Source organism: Microbacterium sp. Bi98 (assembly GCF_918698045.1).
Classification (GTDB): Bacteria; Actinomycetota; Actinomycetes; order Actinomycetales; family Microbacteriaceae; genus Microbacterium.
Map to the genome: position 1 here is coordinate 477,796 of NZ_CAKKLK010000002.1, position 19,059 is coordinate 496,854.

At 68.1% G+C, this 19,059-nt stretch carries 22 protein-coding genes; 12 read left to right on the top strand and 10 right to left on the bottom strand.

Features of this window, described 5'->3' with window-relative positions; all coding sequences use genetic code 11:
- Position 1 precedes the first annotated feature (1 nt).
- The 3 genes from LQZ85_RS06020 to LQZ85_RS06030 are packed head-to-tail and all read left to right on the top strand — an operon-like array spanning position 2 to position 2,919.
- Complete coding sequence (locus LQZ85_RS06020) at positions 2-1,141, top strand: cysteine desulfurase family protein (RefSeq protein WP_056278024.1); 1,140 nt, start codon at positions 2-4, stop codon at positions 1,139-1,141.
- 36 nt (positions 1,142-1,177) lie between these two features.
- Positions 1,178-2,125, top strand: coding sequence for a glycosyltransferase family 2 protein (locus tag LQZ85_RS06025; protein WP_056278022.1), 948 nt, complete (start codon positions 1,178-1,180; stop codon positions 2,123-2,125).
- 20 nt (positions 2,126-2,145) lie between these two features.
- On the top strand, positions 2,146-2,919 hold the full coding sequence (locus tag LQZ85_RS06030; protein ID WP_053095549.1) for an SDR family oxidoreductase: 774 nt from the start codon (positions 2,146-2,148) through the stop codon (positions 2,917-2,919).
- Between the two features lie 7 nt (positions 2,920-2,926).
- On the opposite strand, the gene LQZ85_RS06035 is transcribed toward LQZ85_RS06030, so the two are convergent.
- Complete coding sequence (locus LQZ85_RS06035) at positions 2,927-4,972, bottom strand: ABC transporter ATP-binding protein (RefSeq protein ID WP_053099050.1); 2,046 nt, start codon at positions 4,970-4,972, stop codon at positions 2,927-2,929.
- Positions 4,973-5,142: 170 nt separating this feature from the next.
- On the opposite strand from LQZ85_RS06035, the gene LQZ85_RS06040 reads away from it, so the two are divergent.
- Positions 5,143-6,621: an MDR family MFS transporter gene (locus tag LQZ85_RS06040; protein WP_053095548.1), complete on the top strand. Its 1,479-nt coding sequence runs from the start codon at positions 5,143-5,145 to the stop codon at positions 6,619-6,621.
- A gap of 26 nt (positions 6,622-6,647) precedes the next feature.
- On the opposite strand, the gene LQZ85_RS06045 is transcribed toward LQZ85_RS06040, so the two are convergent.
- Positions 6,648-6,791, bottom strand: a complete 144-nt coding sequence (locus LQZ85_RS06045) for a hypothetical protein (RefSeq protein ID WP_200955163.1) — start codon at positions 6,789-6,791, stop codon at positions 6,648-6,650.
- A gap of 95 nt (positions 6,792-6,886) precedes the next feature.
- Here LQZ85_RS06045 and LQZ85_RS06050 point away from each other — a divergent pair, with 95 nt between their 5' ends.
- On the top strand, positions 6,887-7,468 hold the full coding sequence (locus LQZ85_RS06050) for a 1-acyl-sn-glycerol-3-phosphate acyltransferase (protein WP_056278019.1): 582 nt from the start codon (positions 6,887-6,889) through the stop codon (positions 7,466-7,468).
- Between the two features lie 10 nt (positions 7,469-7,478).
- On the opposite strand, the gene LQZ85_RS06055 is transcribed toward LQZ85_RS06050, so the two are convergent.
- Complete coding sequence (locus tag LQZ85_RS06055; RefSeq protein WP_053095546.1) at positions 7,479-7,700, bottom strand: hypothetical protein; 222 nt, start codon at positions 7,698-7,700, stop codon at positions 7,479-7,481.
- Positions 7,701-7,769: 69 nt separating this feature from the next.
- Here LQZ85_RS06055 and LQZ85_RS06060 point away from each other — a divergent pair, with 69 nt between their 5' ends.
- Positions 7,770-8,303: a DUF6328 family protein gene (locus tag LQZ85_RS06060; protein ID WP_056278016.1), complete on the top strand. Its 534-nt coding sequence runs from the start codon at positions 7,770-7,772 to the stop codon at positions 8,301-8,303.
- Positions 8,304-8,312: 9 nt separating this feature from the next.
- Here the strand turns inward: LQZ85_RS06060 and LQZ85_RS06065 are convergent, their stop codons facing one another.
- Positions 8,313-8,867 (bottom strand): DNA starvation/stationary phase protection protein, encoded by a 555-nt coding sequence (locus tag LQZ85_RS06065; RefSeq protein WP_056278013.1) that lies wholly within the window; start codon positions 8,865-8,867, stop codon positions 8,313-8,315.
- A 147-nt stretch (positions 8,868-9,014) separates the two neighbouring features.
- Between LQZ85_RS06065 and LQZ85_RS06070 the strand changes: the two genes are divergently transcribed.
- From LQZ85_RS06070 to LQZ85_RS06080, 3 genes are all read left to right on the top strand, one after another.
- Complete coding sequence (locus tag LQZ85_RS06070; RefSeq protein ID WP_056279007.1) at positions 9,015-9,473, top strand: GNAT family N-acetyltransferase; 459 nt, start codon at positions 9,015-9,017, stop codon at positions 9,471-9,473.
- A gap of 104 nt (positions 9,474-9,577) precedes the next feature.
- Positions 9,578-9,877: a Fe-S cluster assembly protein HesB gene (locus LQZ85_RS06075; RefSeq protein ID WP_053095543.1), complete on the top strand. Its 300-nt coding sequence runs from the start codon at positions 9,578-9,580 to the stop codon at positions 9,875-9,877.
- A 132-nt stretch (positions 9,878-10,009) separates the two neighbouring features.
- A complete protein-coding gene (locus tag LQZ85_RS06080) occupies positions 10,010-10,354 on the top strand; it encodes a LysR family transcriptional regulator (protein ID WP_053099048.1) in 345 nt (114 codons plus the stop codon).
- A gap of 3 nt (positions 10,355-10,357) precedes the next feature.
- Here the strand turns inward: LQZ85_RS06080 and LQZ85_RS06085 are convergent, their stop codons facing one another.
- From LQZ85_RS06085 to LQZ85_RS06100, 4 genes are read right to left on the bottom strand one after another with little or no spacing between them, the layout of a single operon-like run.
- Positions 10,358-12,022 carry an ABC-F family ATP-binding cassette domain-containing protein gene (locus LQZ85_RS06085; protein WP_056278010.1) on the bottom strand — a complete coding sequence of 555 codons (1,665 nt, stop codon included), beginning with the start codon at positions 12,020-12,022 and terminating at the stop codon, positions 10,358-10,360.
- Between the two features lie 55 nt (positions 12,023-12,077).
- Positions 12,078-12,326 (bottom strand): hypothetical protein, encoded by a 249-nt coding sequence (locus LQZ85_RS06090; RefSeq protein WP_056278008.1) that lies wholly within the window; start codon positions 12,324-12,326, stop codon positions 12,078-12,080.
- Positions 12,327-12,352: 26 nt separating this feature from the next.
- Positions 12,353-12,889, bottom strand: coding sequence for an isochorismatase family protein (locus LQZ85_RS06095; protein ID WP_187249371.1), 537 nt, complete (start codon positions 12,887-12,889; stop codon positions 12,353-12,355).
- A 5-nt stretch (positions 12,890-12,894) separates the two neighbouring features.
- Positions 12,895-13,458, bottom strand: coding sequence for an alpha/beta hydrolase (locus LQZ85_RS06100; protein WP_053095540.1), 564 nt, complete (start codon positions 13,456-13,458; stop codon positions 12,895-12,897).
- A gap of 232 nt (positions 13,459-13,690) precedes the next feature.
- Here LQZ85_RS06100 and LQZ85_RS06105 point away from each other — a divergent pair, with 232 nt between their 5' ends.
- Positions 13,691-14,797 carry a N(5)-(carboxyethyl)ornithine synthase gene (locus LQZ85_RS06105; RefSeq protein ID WP_053099047.1) on the top strand — a complete coding sequence of 369 codons (1,107 nt, stop codon included), beginning with the start codon at positions 13,691-13,693 and terminating at the stop codon, positions 14,795-14,797.
- A gap of 6 nt (positions 14,798-14,803) precedes the next feature.
- On the opposite strand, the gene LQZ85_RS06110 is transcribed toward LQZ85_RS06105, so the two are convergent.
- The gene (locus tag LQZ85_RS06110) at positions 14,804-16,576 is read right to left on the bottom strand and encodes a GNAT family N-acetyltransferase (protein WP_056278002.1); all 1,773 of its coding nucleotides are present in this window, start codon (positions 16,574-16,576) and stop codon (positions 14,804-14,806) included.
- Positions 16,577-16,660: 84 nt separating this feature from the next.
- Between LQZ85_RS06110 and LQZ85_RS06115 the strand changes: the two genes are divergently transcribed.
- Complete coding sequence (locus LQZ85_RS06115) at positions 16,661-17,440, top strand: alpha/beta hydrolase (protein ID WP_056277999.1); 780 nt, start codon at positions 16,661-16,663, stop codon at positions 17,438-17,440.
- A 166-nt stretch (positions 17,441-17,606) separates the two neighbouring features.
- A complete protein-coding gene (locus LQZ85_RS06120) occupies positions 17,607-17,879 on the top strand; it encodes a hypothetical protein (protein ID WP_056279005.1) in 273 nt (90 codons plus the stop codon).
- A gap of 63 nt (positions 17,880-17,942) precedes the next feature.
- Here the strand turns inward: LQZ85_RS06120 and ychF are convergent, their stop codons facing one another.
- On the bottom strand, positions 17,943-19,016 hold the full coding sequence (gene ychF / locus LQZ85_RS06125; RefSeq protein WP_056277996.1) for a redox-regulated ATPase YchF: 1,074 nt from the start codon (positions 19,014-19,016) through the stop codon (positions 17,943-17,945).
- Positions 19,017-19,059 lie beyond the last annotated feature (43 nt).

The window sequence follows — 19,059 nt, forward strand, 5'->3', positions numbered from 1 at the left end:
GATGCTCTATCTCGATCACGCCGCAACGGCTCCGGTGCGACCGGAGGTCGTCGAGGCCATGCGCCCGTTCCTGACCGGGGTCTTCGGCAATCCGTCGAGCCACCACACGTACGGTGAGGCCGCGGCGAGCGCACTCGATGACGCACGGTCGCGGGTGGCCCGAGTGCTGGGCATGCGCGCGGGCGATGTGATCTTCACATCCGGTGGAACGGAATCGAACAATCTCGCGGTGAAGGGCATCGTGCTGGCACCCCTCGCACGCGGTCGCCGGCATCTGGTCGTCTCGCCGATCGAGCACGAGTCGATCCTCGAATCCGCCGACCACCTGCGGCGCTTCCACGACGTCGAGGTGACGCCGATCCCCGTCGACGGCCTCGGCAGGATCTCCGTCGCCGCTCTGACGCAGGCCCTGCGCGATGACACCGCACTGGTCGCCTTCGGACACGCCAACAACGAGATCGGCACGGTCCAGGACGTCGCCTCCCTCGCAGCAGCCGCGAGGGAGGCAGGCGTCCCGGTGCATGTCGACGCCGTGCAGTCTGCGGGGTGGCTGCCGCTCAGCGGCCTCGGAGCGGATGCCGTCGCGATCGCCGGGCACAAGCTCGGAGCTCCGAAGGGGGTCGGAGCGCTCGCCGTGCGAGGGCGCGTCGCGCTCGAGCCGCTCATGCACGGGGGCGGCCAGGAACGAGGACGCCGTTCGGGCACCGAGAACGTCGCCGGCGCGGTGGCCCTCGCGACAGCGCTGGAGCTCGCCGACGCGGAGCGCGAGGAGGCGAGCGCCCGGGTCGCTGAGTCGACGGGGCGCTTCATCGCCGCGGTGCACGCACTCGTGCCGCAGGCGGCCCTCACCGGCGACCCCGTGACACGGCTGCCCGGCACAGCGAGCTTCACGTTCGCCGGAGTCAGCGGGGAGGCTGTCCTGCTCGAGCTCGAGCGTCGGGGAGTGGTGTCGTCGAGCGGTTCTGCCTGCGCCGCCGGAAGCGACGAGCCCTCGCATGTGCTTCTCGCATGCGGGATCTCCCCCGCGGTCGCGCAGACCTCTGTGCGGTTCACCTTCGGACGCGAGGCGCTCCCGCACGACCTGGCCGAACGGCTCGCCGGGCTGGTCGCCGAATCGGTGCGCGCGGTCACCCACCCCTGAACGACGAGCCCGACCGGCCGGCCATAGACTCGGCTCGTGACCGCCTCCGCCCCGATCGTGACCCTGATCGTCCCCGGCCGCGACATCGGCGCCTTCGCTCCTGCCGCACTCGAGTCGCTGCGCTCGCAGACCGAGACGCGGTGGAACGCGATCCTCATCGACGACGGATCCAGAGACGACACGGCGGAGATCTTCGCCGCGGCCGCCGCATCGGATCCACGGTTCCGGGCGGTGCAGCACGAGGCGTCCCGCGGCCTGGGTGCCGCGCGGAACGTCGGCATCGACCTCGTCAACACTCCCCTGATCGGCTTCCTCGACGCAGACGACGAACTCACGCCCTCGGCCCTCGAACGACTCGTCGGGACGCTCGTCGAGACCGGCAGCGATTTCGTCGCCGGCGCCTATGTGCGGTCGCGCTTCGACGGCGAGCGCTACGTCGCGGGGCGCGTGCAGCCGTGGGTGTCGGCAGCGACGTCGCCCGAACGACTCGCCACCACGATCGCGGAGCACCCTCGAGCGAGCGCGAACATCGTGGCTTGGTCGAAGGTCAGCCGCACCGAGTTCTGGAACGACTTGAGGTTCCCCGAGGGCGTCGCCTACGAGGATCAGGTGGTCGCCCAGCTGATGTACACACGGGCGCGCAGCTTCGATGTCATCCCCGACACCGTGGTGCGCTGGCGCCTGCGCGCGGACGGCACCTCGATCACGCAGGGGCGTGCGAAGCTCCCCGTGCTGCGCGACTATCTCACGGCTCTGCGCGGAGGAATCCGCGTGCTGCACGAGGCGGGGGCACAGGCCGCCGTCACTGCCCGTCTCGAGCTGATCCTGGCCATGGACATTCCGCCGCTGCTCGAGATCGCGCGCACGCACACCGAACCGGACTACTCAGACGAGGTCGACGCGTTCGTCGCCGAGATCGAAGCACTCCCCGAGCACGCCGCCGCCCGCCCCGATCCCGCCCTCACCGCCGCGCTGGCGTGGTGAGACGCGCACTCTGGAGACCGATGAACCAGTACCTCGCCGACCTCTTCTCGCTCGAGGGGCGCACCGCCGTCGTCACCGGTGGCAGCTCGGGCATCGGACGCGGCATCGCGACGGCACTCGCGAGCGCAGGCGCCTCGACCGTGATCGTGGCGCGCGGTGAAGCGCGGATTGCCGAGACCGTGGCGGAGCTCACCCGCGCCGGATGCCGGGCGGCAGGAGTCGTCGGAGACCTCGGCACGCGGGAGGGAATCCGAGCCCTCGCTGAAGCGGCCGTCGAGCCGTTCGGCGAGCCGGACATCCTGGTGAACTCCGCAGGGATCAACATCCGCCCGCCGTTCTCCGAGATCACCGAGGGCGACTGGGACGCGACGATGACCGTGAATGCGCTCGCCCCTTTCCTGCTCGGCCAGCGCTATGCCACCGGCATGGCCGAGCGGGGCTACGGGCGCCTGATCCACATCAGCTCCCAGCAGGCGCATCGCGCGTTCGTCGGCAGCGGCGTCTACGGCGCCTCGAAGGGAGCCGTGGAGTCGCTGATGCGCTCGGAGGCCGAGGCATGGGGAAGCACCGGAGTCACGAGCAACAGTCTCGTCCCGGGGTTCGTGCTCACCCCGCTCAACGCCCGGCTGCAGGAGGACCCCGAGCAGATCGCCGCCCTCGCCGCACGGACCATGATCGGACGCAACGGACTGCCGTCGGATTTCGCGGCCGCGGCCGTGTTCCTCGCCGGCGCCGGCTCGAGCTACGTCACCGGGCAGTCGCTGTTCATCGACGGCGGCCTGTCGGTGCACTGAGCACGTCTCACCCCTCGGCCGGGTAGACCCGCTCGTCGGCACGGGACACGTCGAGCAGCGGAACCGGAGCGGTGAGCGCGTCGACCGCATCCGCCCCGGCGGAATCCTCCGGAGCCCGGTCGGCCCGACGGTGGGCGAGGGCCGCGCGCACGCCTCCCGAGACGGCCGTCTCGACGGCCCTCTCCGTATCGAGCACACGCGAAGCGGCCACCTGCTGCGCGGCGAGCTCGGCATAGAGACCGCCCCGCGCGAGGAGCTCGGCGTGAGTGCCCGACTCCACGATCAGGCCGGCTTCGACGACATGGATGACGTCGGCCCCCATGATCGTCGAGAGTCGATGCGCGATCGTCAGCGTCGTGCGCCCCTTGGCCGCTTCGTCCAACGCCTCCTGCACGACGCGCTCCGACACCGTGTCGAGAGCGGACGTCGCTTCGTCGAGCAGCAGCACGGGCGGATCCTTCAACAGCACTCGGGCGATCGCGATGCGCTGCTTCTCACCGCCCGAGAGACGGTATCCCCGTTCTCCGACCACGGTGTCATAGCCGTCTTCGAACCCGCTGATGATGTGATGGATGTTCGCTGCGGTGCAGGCGGCGATCATCTCCTCGTCCGTCGCGTCGGGTCTGGCGTACAGCAGGTTCTCGCGGATCGTCGCGTGGAACAGGTACGTCTCCTGCGAGACGATGCCGACCTGGTCGATGATCGACTCCTGCGTGAGGGTCTTCACGTCCGCTCCCGCGAACAGCACCGCGCCGCCATGCGCCTCGTACAGTCTCGGCGCCAGATACAGCACCGTCGTCTTGCCCGCACCCGAGGGACCGACGAATGCGACGTGCTGACCGGGCTCGGCCACGAAGGAGACGCCCTGCAGGGTGGGGCGAGCATCGGGTGCCGCGTCCGGATAGCGGAAGACGACGTCGGCGAACTCGATCCGTCCCCGTGGCCCCGGCGCTTCAGCGACCGTGATCGCATCCGGGGCGTCCTGGATCTCGGGCACCAGGTCGAGGTACTCGAAGATGCGCGCGAACAGCGCGGACGACGTCTGGAGGTCGAGCGACACCCGCATGAGGCCCATCAGCGGCTGCAGCAGACGGGCCTGGACGGTCGTGAAGGCGACGACGGTTCCCGCGGTGATCGCGCCGGTGCCGCCGGCGATCAGGTAGCCCGAGACGAGGTAGATGACCGCGGGGACGCTCGCCATCAGCACCTGGACGACCGCGAAGAAGCCCTGCCCGCTCATCGCCCGCCGTACCTGCAGCCTCACCTGGTTGCGGTTCTCGGCCTGGTACCGCTGCGATTCGGTGCGCTGTCGGTTGAACGCCTTCGACAGGAGCATCCCCGACACGCTCAGAGTCTCCTGCGTGATGGAGGTGAGCTCGGACAGCGACTCCTGGGTCTCGCCGGCGATGCGCGCACGGACCTGCCCCACGCGTCGCTGCACGATGATGAGGAACGGCATGAGCACGACAGCGATCAGCGTGAGCCGCCAATCGATCAGGATCATCGCGACGAGGGAGGCGATGACCGTCACGACATTGCCGAGGATGCTGGTCACGGTGTTGGTCAGGACGCCCGAGACGCCGCCGACGTCGTTCTGCAGACGCGACTGGATGACGCCGGTCTTCGTCCGGGTGAAGAATCCGAGCTCCATGGCCTGCAGATGCTCGAACAGCCGGACCCGCAGGTCGCCCGTGACGCTGTTGCCGACGGTCGAGGTGAGCCAGGTCTGCGCGACGCCGAGGACGGCGGAGAGGAGGAAGAGCCCGACCATCGCCGAGACCAGCCAGATCAGGAGCTGCAGCTGGGGGCCACCGCCGTCGACGGGGAAGAGCGCGTCGTCGAAGATGCGCTGCACGATCAGCGGCGGGATCACGGCGATGGCGGCGCCGATCACAACCAATACGCCGGTCCAGAAGATGCGCCAGCGGTACGGACGGAACAGCGCGATCACCCTGGATCCGAGCCCGCTGATGCGCGGTGCCTCGGCGTTGAGCCGACGCTGTGCGCTCTCGTCCACACCGCGGAATCCCCCGCGTCCACCACCCATGCTCATGTCGCCAGCGTAGTCAGCACGCATGACCCCGGACGCGCTCAGCGCGGGCGTCCGTCCGCTGAGAGCGGATTCAGAGGGATCCGGAATGAAATGTCCGAACCTGTGGTTACGCTGAGTGGTCCCCGCGCACTCGCGCGATCTCCCCCTCTCTTCAGTGCCTTGGAGGCCGTATGTCTGCCGTCGACACCGGGTCGATCACCACGCCCCCTCCCGCGCGCAGCGGCGAGATCGCCCGCAGCGACATGCGCGTGATCTGGCTCCTGCTCGTCGCCGCGTTCGTCGCGATCCTCAACGAGACCACGATGGGCATCGCGATCCCCCATCTGAACGTCGATCTGGGCATCCCGCCCGAGCTCGGCCAGTGGCTGACGAGCGCGTTCATGCTCACCATGGCGGTCGTCATCCCGACGACCGGGTTCATCCTGCAGCGCTTCACGACCCGTCAGGTCTTCATCGCCGCGATGATCTCGTTCTCGCTCGGAACCCTGGTCGCCCTCGTGGCGCCCGGATTCGAGATCCTCCTCGCCGGCCGCGTCATCCAGGCCGCCGGCACGGGCATCATGATGCCGCTCCTCATGACCACCATCATGAACGTCGTCCCCGCCCAGTCGCGCGGACGCATGATGGGGCGCGTCGGACTCGTCATCTCGCTCGCTCCCGCGATCGGACCGACGCTCGCCGGTGCGGTCCTCGAGACGCTCCACTGGCGTGCGCTGTTCGCGATCATCCTGCCCATCGCGCTCGTCTCGCTGCTCATCGGCGTCAAGTGGATGACCAACCTGGGTGAGACCCGCGTGGTCCCCCTCGATGTCGTCTCCATCCCGCTCGCCGCTCTCGGATTCGGCGGCATCGTCTTCGGTCTCAGCCAGTTCGGCGGCGAAGGCGGATCCGGCGAGACCGCCGGTGTCGTCGCTCTCGTCGTGGGTGCCGTCGCACTCGCGCTGTTCGTGTGGCGCCAGCTGGTGCTGCAGCGGGTCGACGACGCACTGCTCGACCTGCGCGTGTTCCGCTCGGCGAACTTCACGTTCTCGGTCGTCATCATGACGATCCTCGCGCTGTCGATGTTCGGGACGCTGACCCTTCTGCCGCAGTACCTGCAGAACGTCGCCGGCCTCAACGCCCTCGAGTCCGGCCTCATCCTCCTTCCCGGTTCGGTGCTGATGGGTCTGCTCGGCCCCATCATGGGTCGGGTGTACGACGCACGCGGCACTCGCCCGCTGCTGATCCCCGGAACGATCCTCGTGTCGGCCGCGCTGTTCTACTACTCGACCGTCGGCGAGCACACCGTGTGGTGGGTCCTCATCATCGTGCAGGCGGCCATGTCGGTCGGACTCGCGATGTCGTTCACGCCGTTGTTCTCCGCGTCGCTCGGGTCGCTGCAGCGTTCGCTGTACTCACACGGCTCCGCTGTGCTGAACACCCTCCAGCAGGTCGGTGGCGCGGCGGGCGTGGCGGTGCTGACGGTGACGTACTCCGCCATCCTGCACGCCGGAGAAGCCGAAGGGCTCCCCACGGCGGTCGCCGGTGCGCCGGGTGCCCGCATGGCATTCCTCATCGCCGCGATCATCTCGCTGGCTGCGGTGGCGCTGAGCCCCTTCGTCCGCAAGCCGGCAGACGACGTCTCCGGCGGAGCGCACGGCGGGCACTGATCGTCCCGCTGCGGCGGCGTCTCCTGCTACTGCGTCTGCGGCGCAGGGAAGTGGCAGACGCCGCCGCTGCAGTACCCGGCGGCGTCGTCATCAAGCAGGTTCGGAGTTCCGGTCAGCGGCTGAAGCACGGTCGGTGCGTCCTGCTCGGCGGAGTCCTGTGTCTTGGCCATCATTCGATCGTACGCCTGTGGCGACGGCATGGCGCGGAAATGCGGCGGCGGCCGGGGGCGGCTGATCATCAGACGTTCTGCCCTACGGTGGACGAGTGCTCAAACGACTCCTCGCCCGCTTCTTCTGGGCAGTCAGCCGCTGGACCCTCACCGCCGAGGCCACTCCTCAGAGACCCACCATCCTCATCGGTGCGCCGCACACGTCCAACTGGGACTTCGTGCTCATGCTGGCGATCGCGTGGAGACTGGGCATCGAGGTGCACTGGCTCGGCAAGAACAGCCTGTTCCGCGGGTGGCGGGGTCCGATCATGCGTCGTCTCGGCGGCATCGCCGTCGACCGCGCCGACCCGGCGCGGGTCGTCAACGACGTCGTGGAGCAGGTCCATTCCGGCGGCGTCTTCGGCCTCGTGATCACGCCCGACGGCACTCGCGGGGGCAACGAGTACTGGAAGTCCGGCTTCTATCGGATCGCACGAGAGACCGGGATGCCGGTGACTCTCGGTTTCGTCGACCGCACCACGATGACCACCGGACTCGGCCCCACGATCGAGCTGACGGGGGACGTCGCCGCTGACATGGACAGGATCCGGGCGTTCTACTCAGACAAGGCCGGTCTCCGTCCCGAACGCCGCACCGTGCCGCGGCTGCGCGAGGAGCACGCGAACGGCGACAGCTGACAACGCCGTCTCAGGCCGAGTCCTCCTGCTCGATCTCCGACCGGGCCTCGGAACGGGCGTACTCCAGATCGTCGTCGGACAGCGTCTCGGCCATGCCGACCACAGCCCCGGTGATCGTCCTGATCTCATCCCGCGTTCGCTCGCCGAGGTGCGGCGCGGTATCTCCGAGCACCTCGACTCGCGCCTCGAGCGACAGCCCGGGCCACCACTCGCGGATCGGTGGAAGCGTCATCCCCTGCTCCTCGAGTGCATCTGCGCAAGAGTCTGGACAGACTCCGAGCGGTGCCGCAAAACTGACTGCATGGAACCCGACCACCGATCTGCACCGTCGAGCGAGCTCGACGACCGACGAGACGGACGCGACGAGACTCGGAACGAGCGCGCCGACCGCAACTGGGAGGAGCTCCTGCAGGAGCTGCGAGTGATGCAGACCGGTACGCAGATCCTCACCGGATTCCTGCTGGCCGTCGCCTTCACTCCCCGCTTCGAGGACATGGACGAGGTCCAGAGGGATCTGTACGTGGTGCTGGTGGCACTCGCCGCGCTGGCGACGATCCTGGCGCTCGCGCCGGTGGGCATGCACCGGGCGCTGTTCGGTCGCCGCCGCAAACCCGAACTCGTCCGGGTGGCCGCTCGGATCGTGAAGATCGACCTCGTGGCGATCTCCGCACTGACGATCGGTGTGACCACCCTCATCATCGACTTCACCGTCGATCGCGCCGCCGGGCTCATCGCGCTCGTCTCCTCACTGGTCGCCGTCCTCCTCCTCTGGCTCGTCCTCCCGCGCCTGGTCCGGCGAGAGGCCGAACGTACGCGGGAGGACGAACGAGAGTGAGACGTCAGCTCAGCTGGTCGCGGGAGTGCGGTTCTCGGCACTCACCATCCACGCGAACTGCTCCAGGCTCTCGAGCACCGCGTGCAGGATGTCGGCCGACGTGGGGTCTTCCTCGTCGACGGCATCGTGCACGTCGCGGATCGTCCCGATCGTCGCCTCGAGGCGCGCGGTGATGAGGTCGATCGTGTCGGTCGTCGAGACCTCGCCCATCGGGAACGCGGGAAGAGAGGTCGATTCCGCGATCGTGTCCGTGCGTCCGTCGGGCACCGCGTGCAGTGCCCGCATCCGCTCGGCGACCGTGTCGCTGAACGTGCGCGCGGCGTCGATGATCTCGTCGAGCTGACGGTGGGTGTCCCGGAAGTTGCGTCCGACGACGTTCCAGTGTGCCTGCTTGCCCTGTAGTGAGAGCTCGATCAGGTCGACCAGCACGAGCTGCAGGTTCCCGGCGAGGGTGGGCGACGCCGTGAATCCCTTCTCGGCGTTCTGCCTTCTCGTCGTCTTCGCTCCGCGCTTGGATGCGGTGCCGGTCTTGGACGCGCTCTTGGACGTGCTCTTCTCAGCCATGAGTCCTCCTGGGGTTGGAAACTGCGAGATTAGCTCCGCTCGCGGCCCGTATCGAGGGGGTTGACAGTCCCCCCGGTCTCATCAGATCGTGGCGCAGTGACGAAATCAGAGAGAGCACAGACCGAGATCGACGACCACGCATCGGATGTGGTGATCGGCCCGACCTCGGAGTCGGATGCGGGTGAGGTGCTCACCCTGCAGCGCGCGGCGTTCGTGTCGGAGGCGCAGATCTACGGCAGCGCCGATATGCCCCCGCTGACCCAGACGCTCCCCGAAGTGGAGGCCGAGCTGCGTTCCAGCAGCGGCCTCGCGGCGCGGAAGGACGGACGGCTGGTCGGGGTCATCCGGTTCGTCGAGGACGACGGCGTGCTACTGATCGGCAGGATCGCGATCGCGCCCGACATGCAGGGAGAGGGCATCGGGCGCACGCTGCTCGACGCGGCCGAACGCGCGTCGAGCGCGGATGTGGCCGAGCTCTTCACCGGCAGTCTGAGCGAAGCCAACATCCGCCTGTACGAGTCATGCGGATACGAGCAGGCCGAGCGCGTGCCGCAGGGCGACGGAACCGAGCAGGTGTTCCTGAGAAAACCTCTGCATCAGGTGTGAGACCCCTCTGAACGGGCGCGTCGGGTTGAATCGTCCCGCCGAGTGCGGAATCGTGGCCCGTCACGCCGCACCCGCGTCGTGACCGCAACCGGAAGGAGAGTCTTGTGCTCACCCTCACCGATAACGCCACCGCAATCGTGAACACCCTCGTCAGCCGTCAGACCGACGCCGACGACGCCGGGCTTCGCATCCACTCCACGCCTGCCCCTGGACCGGATGGGGGTGCGCGCCTCGCCGTCCTCGTGACTCCGGACCCGGAACCCGACGACCAGGTCGTCGAGGTGTCGGGCACCCGACTCTTCCTCGATGAGACCGCCGCAGCCGCGCTCGATGACAAGGTGCTCGACGCCGGCGTCGATGACGAGGGATCCGTGTCCTTCGCCGTGCTTCCGCAGGTCTCCTGAGGAGATCCGCCACCGGATGCCGCGGCTCATCGAGCCGCGGCATCCGTGCGTCTGGGACTGCCGCGCATCCGCCTCGCGTAGGTTAGACGGAGACCCGTGATCGTCGCGGATCCAGAAGGACCGTTCCCCCGCATGAAGCTGGCATTGCTCCGTCGCTACGTCGTCCTCGCTGAGACGCTGCACTTCCCCCGAGCCGCTTCCCAGCTGGGCATTCCCCTGGCCTCCCTGTACACCTCTCTCGACAAGCTCGAGGACGAGGTCGGACACACGCTGATCAATCGCGAAGGGACGCCGCGACTCACGAACGTGGGAGAGCTGTTCCTCGCTGAAGCGCAGGCGACCGTGGCCGCCGCTCCCCCGCCCGCGCCGAAGACGGCGGGCCCGGCGGGCGGCAAGGCCAAGGCGTCCAAGGGCAAAGGTCGCGCGCCCATCGTGAAGGGTCAGCCGAAGCCCTACAAGAAGCGTCAGGGTCGCTGAGCCTCAGCGTTCGGTGACCTGGCCGCTCTCGACGGACCACCGCCGATCGGTCTGGACAGCCTCCAGCATCCGTCGGTCGTGCGTGACCAGCAGCAGAGTTCCGGTGTACGACTGGAGCGCCTGCTCGAGTTGTTCGATCGCCGGCAGGTCGAGGTGGTTGGTCGGCTCGTCGAGGACGAGCAGATTGACTCCCCGCGCCTGCAGCAGCGCCAGTGCCGCCCGCGTGCGTTCACCCGGTGACAGGGCTTCGACGGAACGCGTGACGTGGTCTGCCCTCAGACCGAACTTCGCCAGCAGCGTGCGCACCTCGGCCGACGACATCTCGGGCACGAGAGCCTCGAACGCATCGGCGAGCGCAGAATCGCCGATCAGCAGCGACCGAGCCTGGTCGATCTCGCCGATCTGCACGCTGCTCCCGAGCGCCGCGGTCCCCTCGACGGGTTGCTGTCGTCCGAGGAGCCCACGGAGCAGAGTCGACTTGCCGGCGCCGTTGGGACCGGTGATTCCGATGCGGTCGCCGACGTCCACCTGCAGAGACAGCGGCCCCAGCGTGAACGCGCCCTGCTGGAAGACCGCCCCGTTGAGTGTCGAGACCACGCTGCTCGATCGGGGCGCAGAGCCGATCGTGAACTCCAGCTGCCATTCCTTGCGCGGCTCCTCGACCTCGTCCAGTCGTGCGATCCGGCTCTCCATCTGACGCACCTTCTGCGCCTGCTTCTCACTCGACTCCGTCGACGCCTTGCGCCTGATCTTGTCGTTGTCCGGAGCCTTCTTCATCGCGTTCCGGACGCCCTGGCTCGACCATTCTCGCTGGGTGCGCGCCCGCGCGACGAGGTCCGCCTTCTTGTCGGCGAACTCGTCGTACTTCTCCCGCAGGTGCCGACGCACGACGGCGCGTTCCTCGATGTAGGCGTCGTAGCCGCCCCCGTAGAGACGATTCGATCCCTGGGCGAGATCGAGTTCGAGCACGCGGGTGACGCTGCGAGCCAGGAACTCGCGGTCGTGGCTGACGAGAACGACGCCGCCGCGGAGACCGCGTACGAACGCCTCGAGGCGCTCCAGCCCATCGAGGTCGAGGTCGTTGGTCGGCTCGTCGAGGAAGACGATGTCGAACCGCGACAGCAGCAGTGCGGCGAGTCCGACGCGAGCCGCCTGGCCGCCGGACAGGCCGGTCATGAGCGCGTCCTCCGCGACGCCGCTCGTGCTCGGGAGTCCGAGGTCGGCGAGCACCGCAGGGATGCGCTCCTCGAGATCGGCGGCACCGCTCGCGAGCCACCGATCGAGCGCCTGAGAATAGGTGTCGGCGGGGTCCGTGCCCGCCGGGGCGAGCGTGGGATCGCCGAGCGCCGCTGCAGCGGCATCCATCTCACTCGTCGCCGTCGCGCAGCCCGTGCGGCGCGCGATGTATCCCGCCACCGTCTCGCCGTCGACGCGCTCATGCTCCTGAGGCAGCCAGCCGACGAAAGCGTCGGTGGGCGCGAGCGAGATCGACCCGCCCATCGGCGCATCCACACCGGCGAGCAGGCGGAGCAGAGTCGATTTCCCTGCGCCGTTCGCACCTACCACGCCGATGACGTCACCGGGAGCGACAGTCAGGTCGAGGCCCTCGAAGAGGATGCGGTGGCCGTAGCCGCCTGCCAGGTTCTGGGCGACGAGGGTGGCGGTCATCAGACCAGTCTGTCAGGCTCACGGCTGGTCCACGCCCGCCCCGGCCCGGTGACCGTCAGGCCACGGCGCGGAAGAAGAGCGAGAACCAGAGGATGAAGAAGGCGACCTGAGCGAGCGTGCCGAGGATGCCGATCACCATCGCCCACCGAGCGAGGCCCCGGCCGGACTCGGTGTTCCCGGGAGCGTCCAGCTGTCGGCGCGCGAAGATCGACAGGATCACACCCGCAAGAGGGATCACGAACGCGGCGATGAAGCCCACCAGGGCGAGCAGGTTCGTCTTGGCCTGAGCTGCATACTGGGTCACGAGATCAATATAGGGCGCGGCTCTCGTCAGAGCGCGACCTGATCATGCGTCGCGATCGCGAACTCCTGCCCGGGATACCGCAGTCCCGAGAAGTACATGTTCGTGTGCGCGACGATCTGCTCACCTGAGATCGGCACGCCGTCCCACTCCGTGTCGACCGTCGTGTGCGCGTCACTCACGAGGGTCACGTCATAACCTTCCGCCGCCGCGCGCTGCATCGTGGTGCGTACGCAGAAGTCGGACTGCGCGCCGGTGATCACCAGTCGTGTCGCGCCGAGGGCGTCCAGGGTCTCGCGCAGGTTCGTGTCGGCGAAGGAGTCGCGGTAGCTCTTGCGAACCAACGGCTCTCCTTCGTCCCGCCGCAGCGGCGCGGCGAGCTCCCACTCGGGTGTGCCCACTCCGACGGGGTCGTGGTGGACCCAGACCACGGGAACCCCACCGTCGCGAGCGCGCTCTACGAGGCTTGCGGCACGCGCGAGCACACTGTGCTCGTCGAAGCATCCCGGCATCACGCCGGCCTGCAGGTCGATCGCGAGGACGACAGTGCGGCCAGATGATGGCATCCGAGTCAGTCCCAGTCCAGGTATTCCTCGATGATCACGCCGGTCTCGATCGGGTGGTGCATCGGGAACAGGTGGTCGCCGGCGATCGTCTTGATGCTGGAACGGTCAGGCATCGTGGCCTGCAACGCCTCGGCAGTGGCGGCCGGGGTGTCGGTGTCTTCGGTTCCCTGAACGATCAGCACGGGGATCGCCGGTGCGACGGCGATGTCGACGTCCTCGACGCCGAGCAGCAGCAGACCGTTGGCCCGGTCGCTGTGCGCTGCCACGAGGGCGCGTGCGATCGTCCCACCGAAGCCATGACCGCCGACCCAGGTGTCCTCGATTCCGACGTGATCGATCACGTCGATGACGTCGTCGACACGCTCGTCGAGCGAGGCATCGGATGCCGCGCGGTGGCCGATCCGCAGCACATGGAAACCCGCCTCTTCGGCGAGATAGTGCGCGGCGACGCCCAGCACGTCGGCGGCGAGTCCCTGCTCCTGGATCAGAACCAGCTTGACCGGACCGTCTCCCTCATCCACGAAGGGGATCGCGCGGCCCTCTGGCTCGAAGATCTGGGTATCGGTCATGGGCGCGCGGCTCCTCGTTCGGATGTCAGGGATCGCTTTCCAGCGTAGTCGAGCCCATCGGCGGAGATCGGCCCCGCCCCACCTCAGGCGCGCAGGGGCGTAGAGTCAGGCCAGGAGCTGACTCTGGTTCCCCGAAGATGGGAACCCGTTGTCAGACACGACACGCTCGTCCGTCCATACCCAGACCTCCGGCCCGGAGCTTCTGACCCTCGGCCTGCTGGCGAACTCCTCGATGGAGAACGAACGGCGCCTCCCGATCCATCCCCGCCATCTCGACCGCATCGACGCGGATGTGCGCGCTCGCATGATCGTCGAGCACGGGTACGGCGCCGACTTCCAGCTGGAGCCCGGCTATGTGGAGTCCCGCGTGGGCCGGGTCGCCGCGCGGTCTGACGTGCTCGCCTCCGCTGACGTGCTGCTGCTGCCCAAGCCGCAGCTCGCGGATGTCGCCGAGATCAGCGCTGGCGGCATCCTGTGGGGCTGGCCGCACTGCGTGCAGGACGTCGCTCTCACGCAGACCGCGATCGACAGCCGTCTCACGCTGATCGCCTTCGAGGCCATGAACCACTGGACCCCGCAGGGAGACATGAGCCTGCACGTCTTCCACAAGAACAACGAGCTGGCCGGCTACTGCTCGGTCATCCATGCGATGAGCCTCGTCGGCTCGACCGGGGACTACGGCCCGCGCCTGCGCGCAGTAGTCATCGGCTTCGGGGCGACGGCACGCGGCGCGGTGACGGCATTGAATGCTCACGGGGTGCACGACATCGAAGTCCTCACTCAGCGCGGGGCGGCCGCCGTGGGCTCCCCCATCCACAACTCGCACCTCACTCAGCTGAACACCGACGACGGCCCCACGCACCTCAGCGAGGTCGAGACGGAGGACGGCTCCGTGCTGCTCCCCGACTTCCTGGCGACGTACGACATCGTCGTGAACTGCACCCTGCAGGATGTCGCGGCGCCGTTGACGTATCTGCGCACCGAGGACCTGTCCCGTTTCGCCTCGGGCAGCCTGATCATCGATGTGTCGTGCGACGAGGGCATGGGCTTCGAGTGGGCGACCCCGACGACCTTCGACGAGCCGATGTTCACGGTGGGTCAGGGCGTGAACTACTACGCCGTCGACCACAGCCCGTCGTATCTCTGGAACTCGGCCACGTGGGACATCAGCGAAGCTCTCCTGCCTTTCCTCCGCACTGTGCTCGAAGGCCCCGACGCGTGGGCCGAGAGCTCGACGCTCACACGCGCGATCGAGATCCGCGACGGAATGATCCAGAATCCGAGCATCCTGAGCTTCCAGGGACGATCGACGGATTACCCGCACGCCCTGGCGGTGTGACGCGCGCTAGATGTTCCGTTTGAGCCCGACGTGGGCCGTCTGGTAGCCGAGCCGGGTGTAGAACGCGCGGGTGCGATCCCGAGCCTCGTCGGTGGTGATCTGTGACAGCGTCGCCCCCCGCGCACGACCGAACTCGTGCGCCCACTCCAGCATCGCCGCGCCCAGGCCCCGTGATCGCTCCGCCGTCGCGACACGCAGTCCCTCGATCTGCAGTCGGGTCGACCCGCCGCGAGAGAGCCCCGGGATGACGGTCAACTGCATGGTGGCGACGATGCGGTCGGCGCTGTCCCGGACGACCCCCAGGTAGTTGGATGCGTCGCGGATGACGGCGCGGAAGCCCGCCTCGTATCGGTCGAGTTCGACACTCTCACGGTCTGCACCGAATCGATCGTCCGACAGCAGCGCTGCGATCGCCTCGATGTCATCCCGGCTGGCCCGCTCGACACGGAAGGTTCGGCCGGCCACCTGCAGTCGTCCCCGCACCGAGGACCGCGCGTCGGCCTGCATCCTGGCTACGAGCAGGTCGAGCCATCCGCCGACATTGGTGCGAGCCTCTGCGGTGTCGGGATAGCGGCATCTCAGGTGCAGACCGGACTCGTCCAGGATGAACCACAGCATGACGCCGTCGGTGTCGGTTGCCGCGCTGACGTACTGGGCGTCGAGCCCGACGGAGTCGATCCGCACGGGCAGCCTGCGCAGATCCAGCCACGAGATCGCGAACATCCCTGGAGCCACCGGCATCCCACCCCACGGTGCGAGCACATCTGCGAGCGGCCACGTACCGAGTTGTACTGCTTCCTTGACGGCCGCTGCCGCAGCATGCGGTTCGGCGAGCTCCGATTCGAGGACGGAATTCGTGATGAACCAGCCGACCGAGTCATGCCAGTCGTCCTCGAAGCGACTGTGCACGGGGAACACGGCTCGCAGCGCAGTACCCGCGACTTCGCGCGTCACCGCGGTCATCGCGACCACCGCAGATGCGAGCGTGGAGACGCCATCGTCACGGGCCTGCGCGGCGAATGCCGCGGCGTCGTCGACATCGAACACATCGCGCACTTCCACGCGCTCGCGATGCGGCTCGGGTGCGCCGAGCGACAGGGGGAACTGCGGCATCACACCGCCGCTGTCCGCGATGATCGCTTCCCATCGCCGCCGCACGTGGTCCGGTGCAGGGTCCTTGTCCAGCAGCGCCTGCGTGTGTTCGACGAACGCCGGCGCCGACCTCGGCGTCGACATCGGCTTCGCGCCCGTCTTGCCCGCGTCCAGCGCGGACAGCAGATCGCGCACGATCACGAGCATCGACCACATGTCGACGTGCGCGTGGTCCGCCGCGATCACGACCGTGAGCCCCGCAGCGGTCTCCAGCACGCACAGCCGATGGGACGGACGTCCGTACGGGGAGCACTCCGCGTCGAGGATGTCGCGCAGCGCGTCATTGACCGCCTGACCAGGGCCCACCTGATGCTCGACCCAGCTTCCGGGGCTGATCTCGATCTCGTGAAGCGTCGGATCGCCGTCCGCACCACGTGCGAAGGCCGATCGCAGCGTGCCATGTCGAGCGACGACAGCCAGCCACGCATCCGCGATCGATTCACGATCGGTCTGTGCGGGCAACCGGAACGACAGAGCCATCCAGGAGCCGGGTCGGTCACCCGCCCCGACATGCAGTCGCTGGTCGAACGACACGGGCAGGGGTCGTCCGAGCCCGGACGCGCTGACGTCGTACCCCCAGAGCCGTCCGAAGGGGAGGCGGAGGTGCGTGACGTTGGTCAGTCGCATGGGTAGCACCATATCGTCCGGATAACCTGATCACTCAACACGACTGCCCGAGCAGACTCGCTCAGTCATCGATCGAGGAGCCTGATGCCCACCTTCGAGGTACCCGGAGCCGAGCTGGCTGTCGCCCTGAGCGATGAAGGCGGGCACCCCGTCGTCCAGCTGCATGGCCTCACGTCGAGTCGGGCCCGCGACCGGGTGCTCAATCTCGACCTCGGTCGCGGACTGAGCGGAACTCGACTCCTGCGGTACGACGCACGCGGCCATGGCCGTTCGACCGGGCGGAAGGTTGCCGACGACTATCGCTGGCCGAACCTGGCGGATGATCTTCTGCGGTTGCTCGATCATTGGTTCCCCGGCGAGCGCGTCCACGGGGTCGGCCCCTCGATGGGTGCCGCGACCCTTCTGCACGCTGCGTCGCTCGAGCCGGACCGCTTCACGGGACTCACACTCATGGTGCCGCCCACCGGGTGGAAGACCAGACCCGCTCAAGCGGATATCTACCGAGCCGCGGCTGCGCTGATCGAAGCCGATGGTGTCGAGGCGTTCCTCGCCAGCATGCGCGGATCGACGCCACCCCCGGCCACCGTCTCGGCCCCGGAGACATGGCCCGACGTCGCCGATGCCCTTCTGCCGTCATTGCTTCGCGGTGCAGCGCTCAGCGACCTGCCCGCCCCTGAGGTGGTCGCAGGGATCGATGTGCCGACGACGATATTGGCCTGGGTGGACGACCCCGGCCACCCGCTGTCGACGGCAGAATCCCTCGCCGAGCTGCTCCCGCACGCGACCCTGAGGGTCGCCCGCACTCCGGGAGACGTTCAAGTCTGGCCCGAGCTCTTGAGCCAGGATGTCGAGCGTCGCAGCTAGACCGGCTGTGCGCGCCGAGTTCGCTCGCGACTCCGCGGCATGGCGATCATCGCCAGTCGCTGTCACCCTCGTATCCGCACCGACCGCGCAGTGATATCTTCATGCGGTGAGGCCAGAATTCGGGGATACCGCAGGCGCGATTTTCGCCGTCACCCTCGTGGTGGACATGCCGATCACCAAGCTCCATGCGCTGGACGTCATCGCTTTCGCGGCGGACAGCGCCATCCGAGACGCCCGCACCGCGTCCCCTCGGGTACCGCTGTCGCCCGACGCCTGGGCAGAGGTGCAGATCCCACGCTTCGCCGATCCGCCGCCGATCGCCATCGACGTCTGCTCTGACGCAAGCGTCGAAGTCGCGAGCGCTGCCGCCGACCGCCTCACGGAGGCACTGATGCAGGTCGGCTGGACCGTGCGTGCTCGACGTAGCGACGAGATCTGATTCGCACCCCGCGGCTTCGTACGCGCCGGTGCCGATCTCCTCAGCACTCGGGCAGAACCTCGCTCAGTTGTTGAAACGGAACTCCACGACGTCGCCGTCCTGCATGACGTAGTCCTTGCCCTCGAGGCGCGCCTTGCCCTTGGAGCGGGCTTCGACGACGGACCCGGTCTCGACGAGGTCGTCGAACGAGACGATCTCAGCCTTGATGAAGCCCTTCTCGAAGTCGGTGTGGATGACTCCGGCGGCCTGCGGCGCCTTGGATCCCTTGGGGATCGTCCACGCGCGCGCCTCTTTCGGGCCAGCCGTGAGGTAGGTCTGCAGTCCGAGAGTGTCGAAGCCGATGCGGGCGAGCTGGTCGAGACCGGACTCGTCCTGCCCGGTCGACGCGAGCAGCTCTGCGGCATCCTCGGGGTCGAGGTCGATCAGCTCGGACTCGATCTTGGCGTCGAGGAAGATGGCCTTCGCCGGGGCGACCAGCGCGGCGAGCTCCGCCTTGCGGGCGTCGTCGGTGAGCACGCCCTCGTCGACGTTGAAGACGAAGATGACCGGCTTGGCGGTGAGGAGTCCGAGCTCGCGGATCGGCGTCAGATCGATGCCCGCGACGGACAGCAGCACACCACGCTCGAGCGCATCCTTCGCCGCGTTGGCGGTCTCGAGGACGACGGGCTCGATCTTCTTGCCGCGCACCTCCTTCTCGTACCGCGTGATCGCCTTGTCGACGGTCTCGAGGTCGGCCAGCATGAGCTCGGCGTTGATGGTCTCCATGTCGGATGCCGGATTGACCGCACCGTCCACGTGCACGACATCGTCATCTGCGAACCCGCGCACGACCTGGGCGATGGCATCCGCCTCGCGGATGTTCGCGAGGAACTTGTTGCCGAGTCCCTCTCCCTCGCTCGCGCCGCGCACGATGCCGGCGATGTCGACGAACGACACCGCGGCGGGCAGGATGCGCTCGCTGCCGAAGATCTCGGCGAGCTTGTCGAGACGAGGATCGGGCAGGTTCACCACCCCGACGTTCGGCTCGATCGTCGCGAACGGATAGTTCGCCGCGAGCACGTCGTTCTTGGTCAGAGCGTTGAAGAGGGTGGACTTGCCGACATTGGGCAGGCCGACGATTCCGATAGTGAGAGCCACGGGGGTCGAGTCTACCGGTCGCAGATGCGCAGCCCCTGCGGGT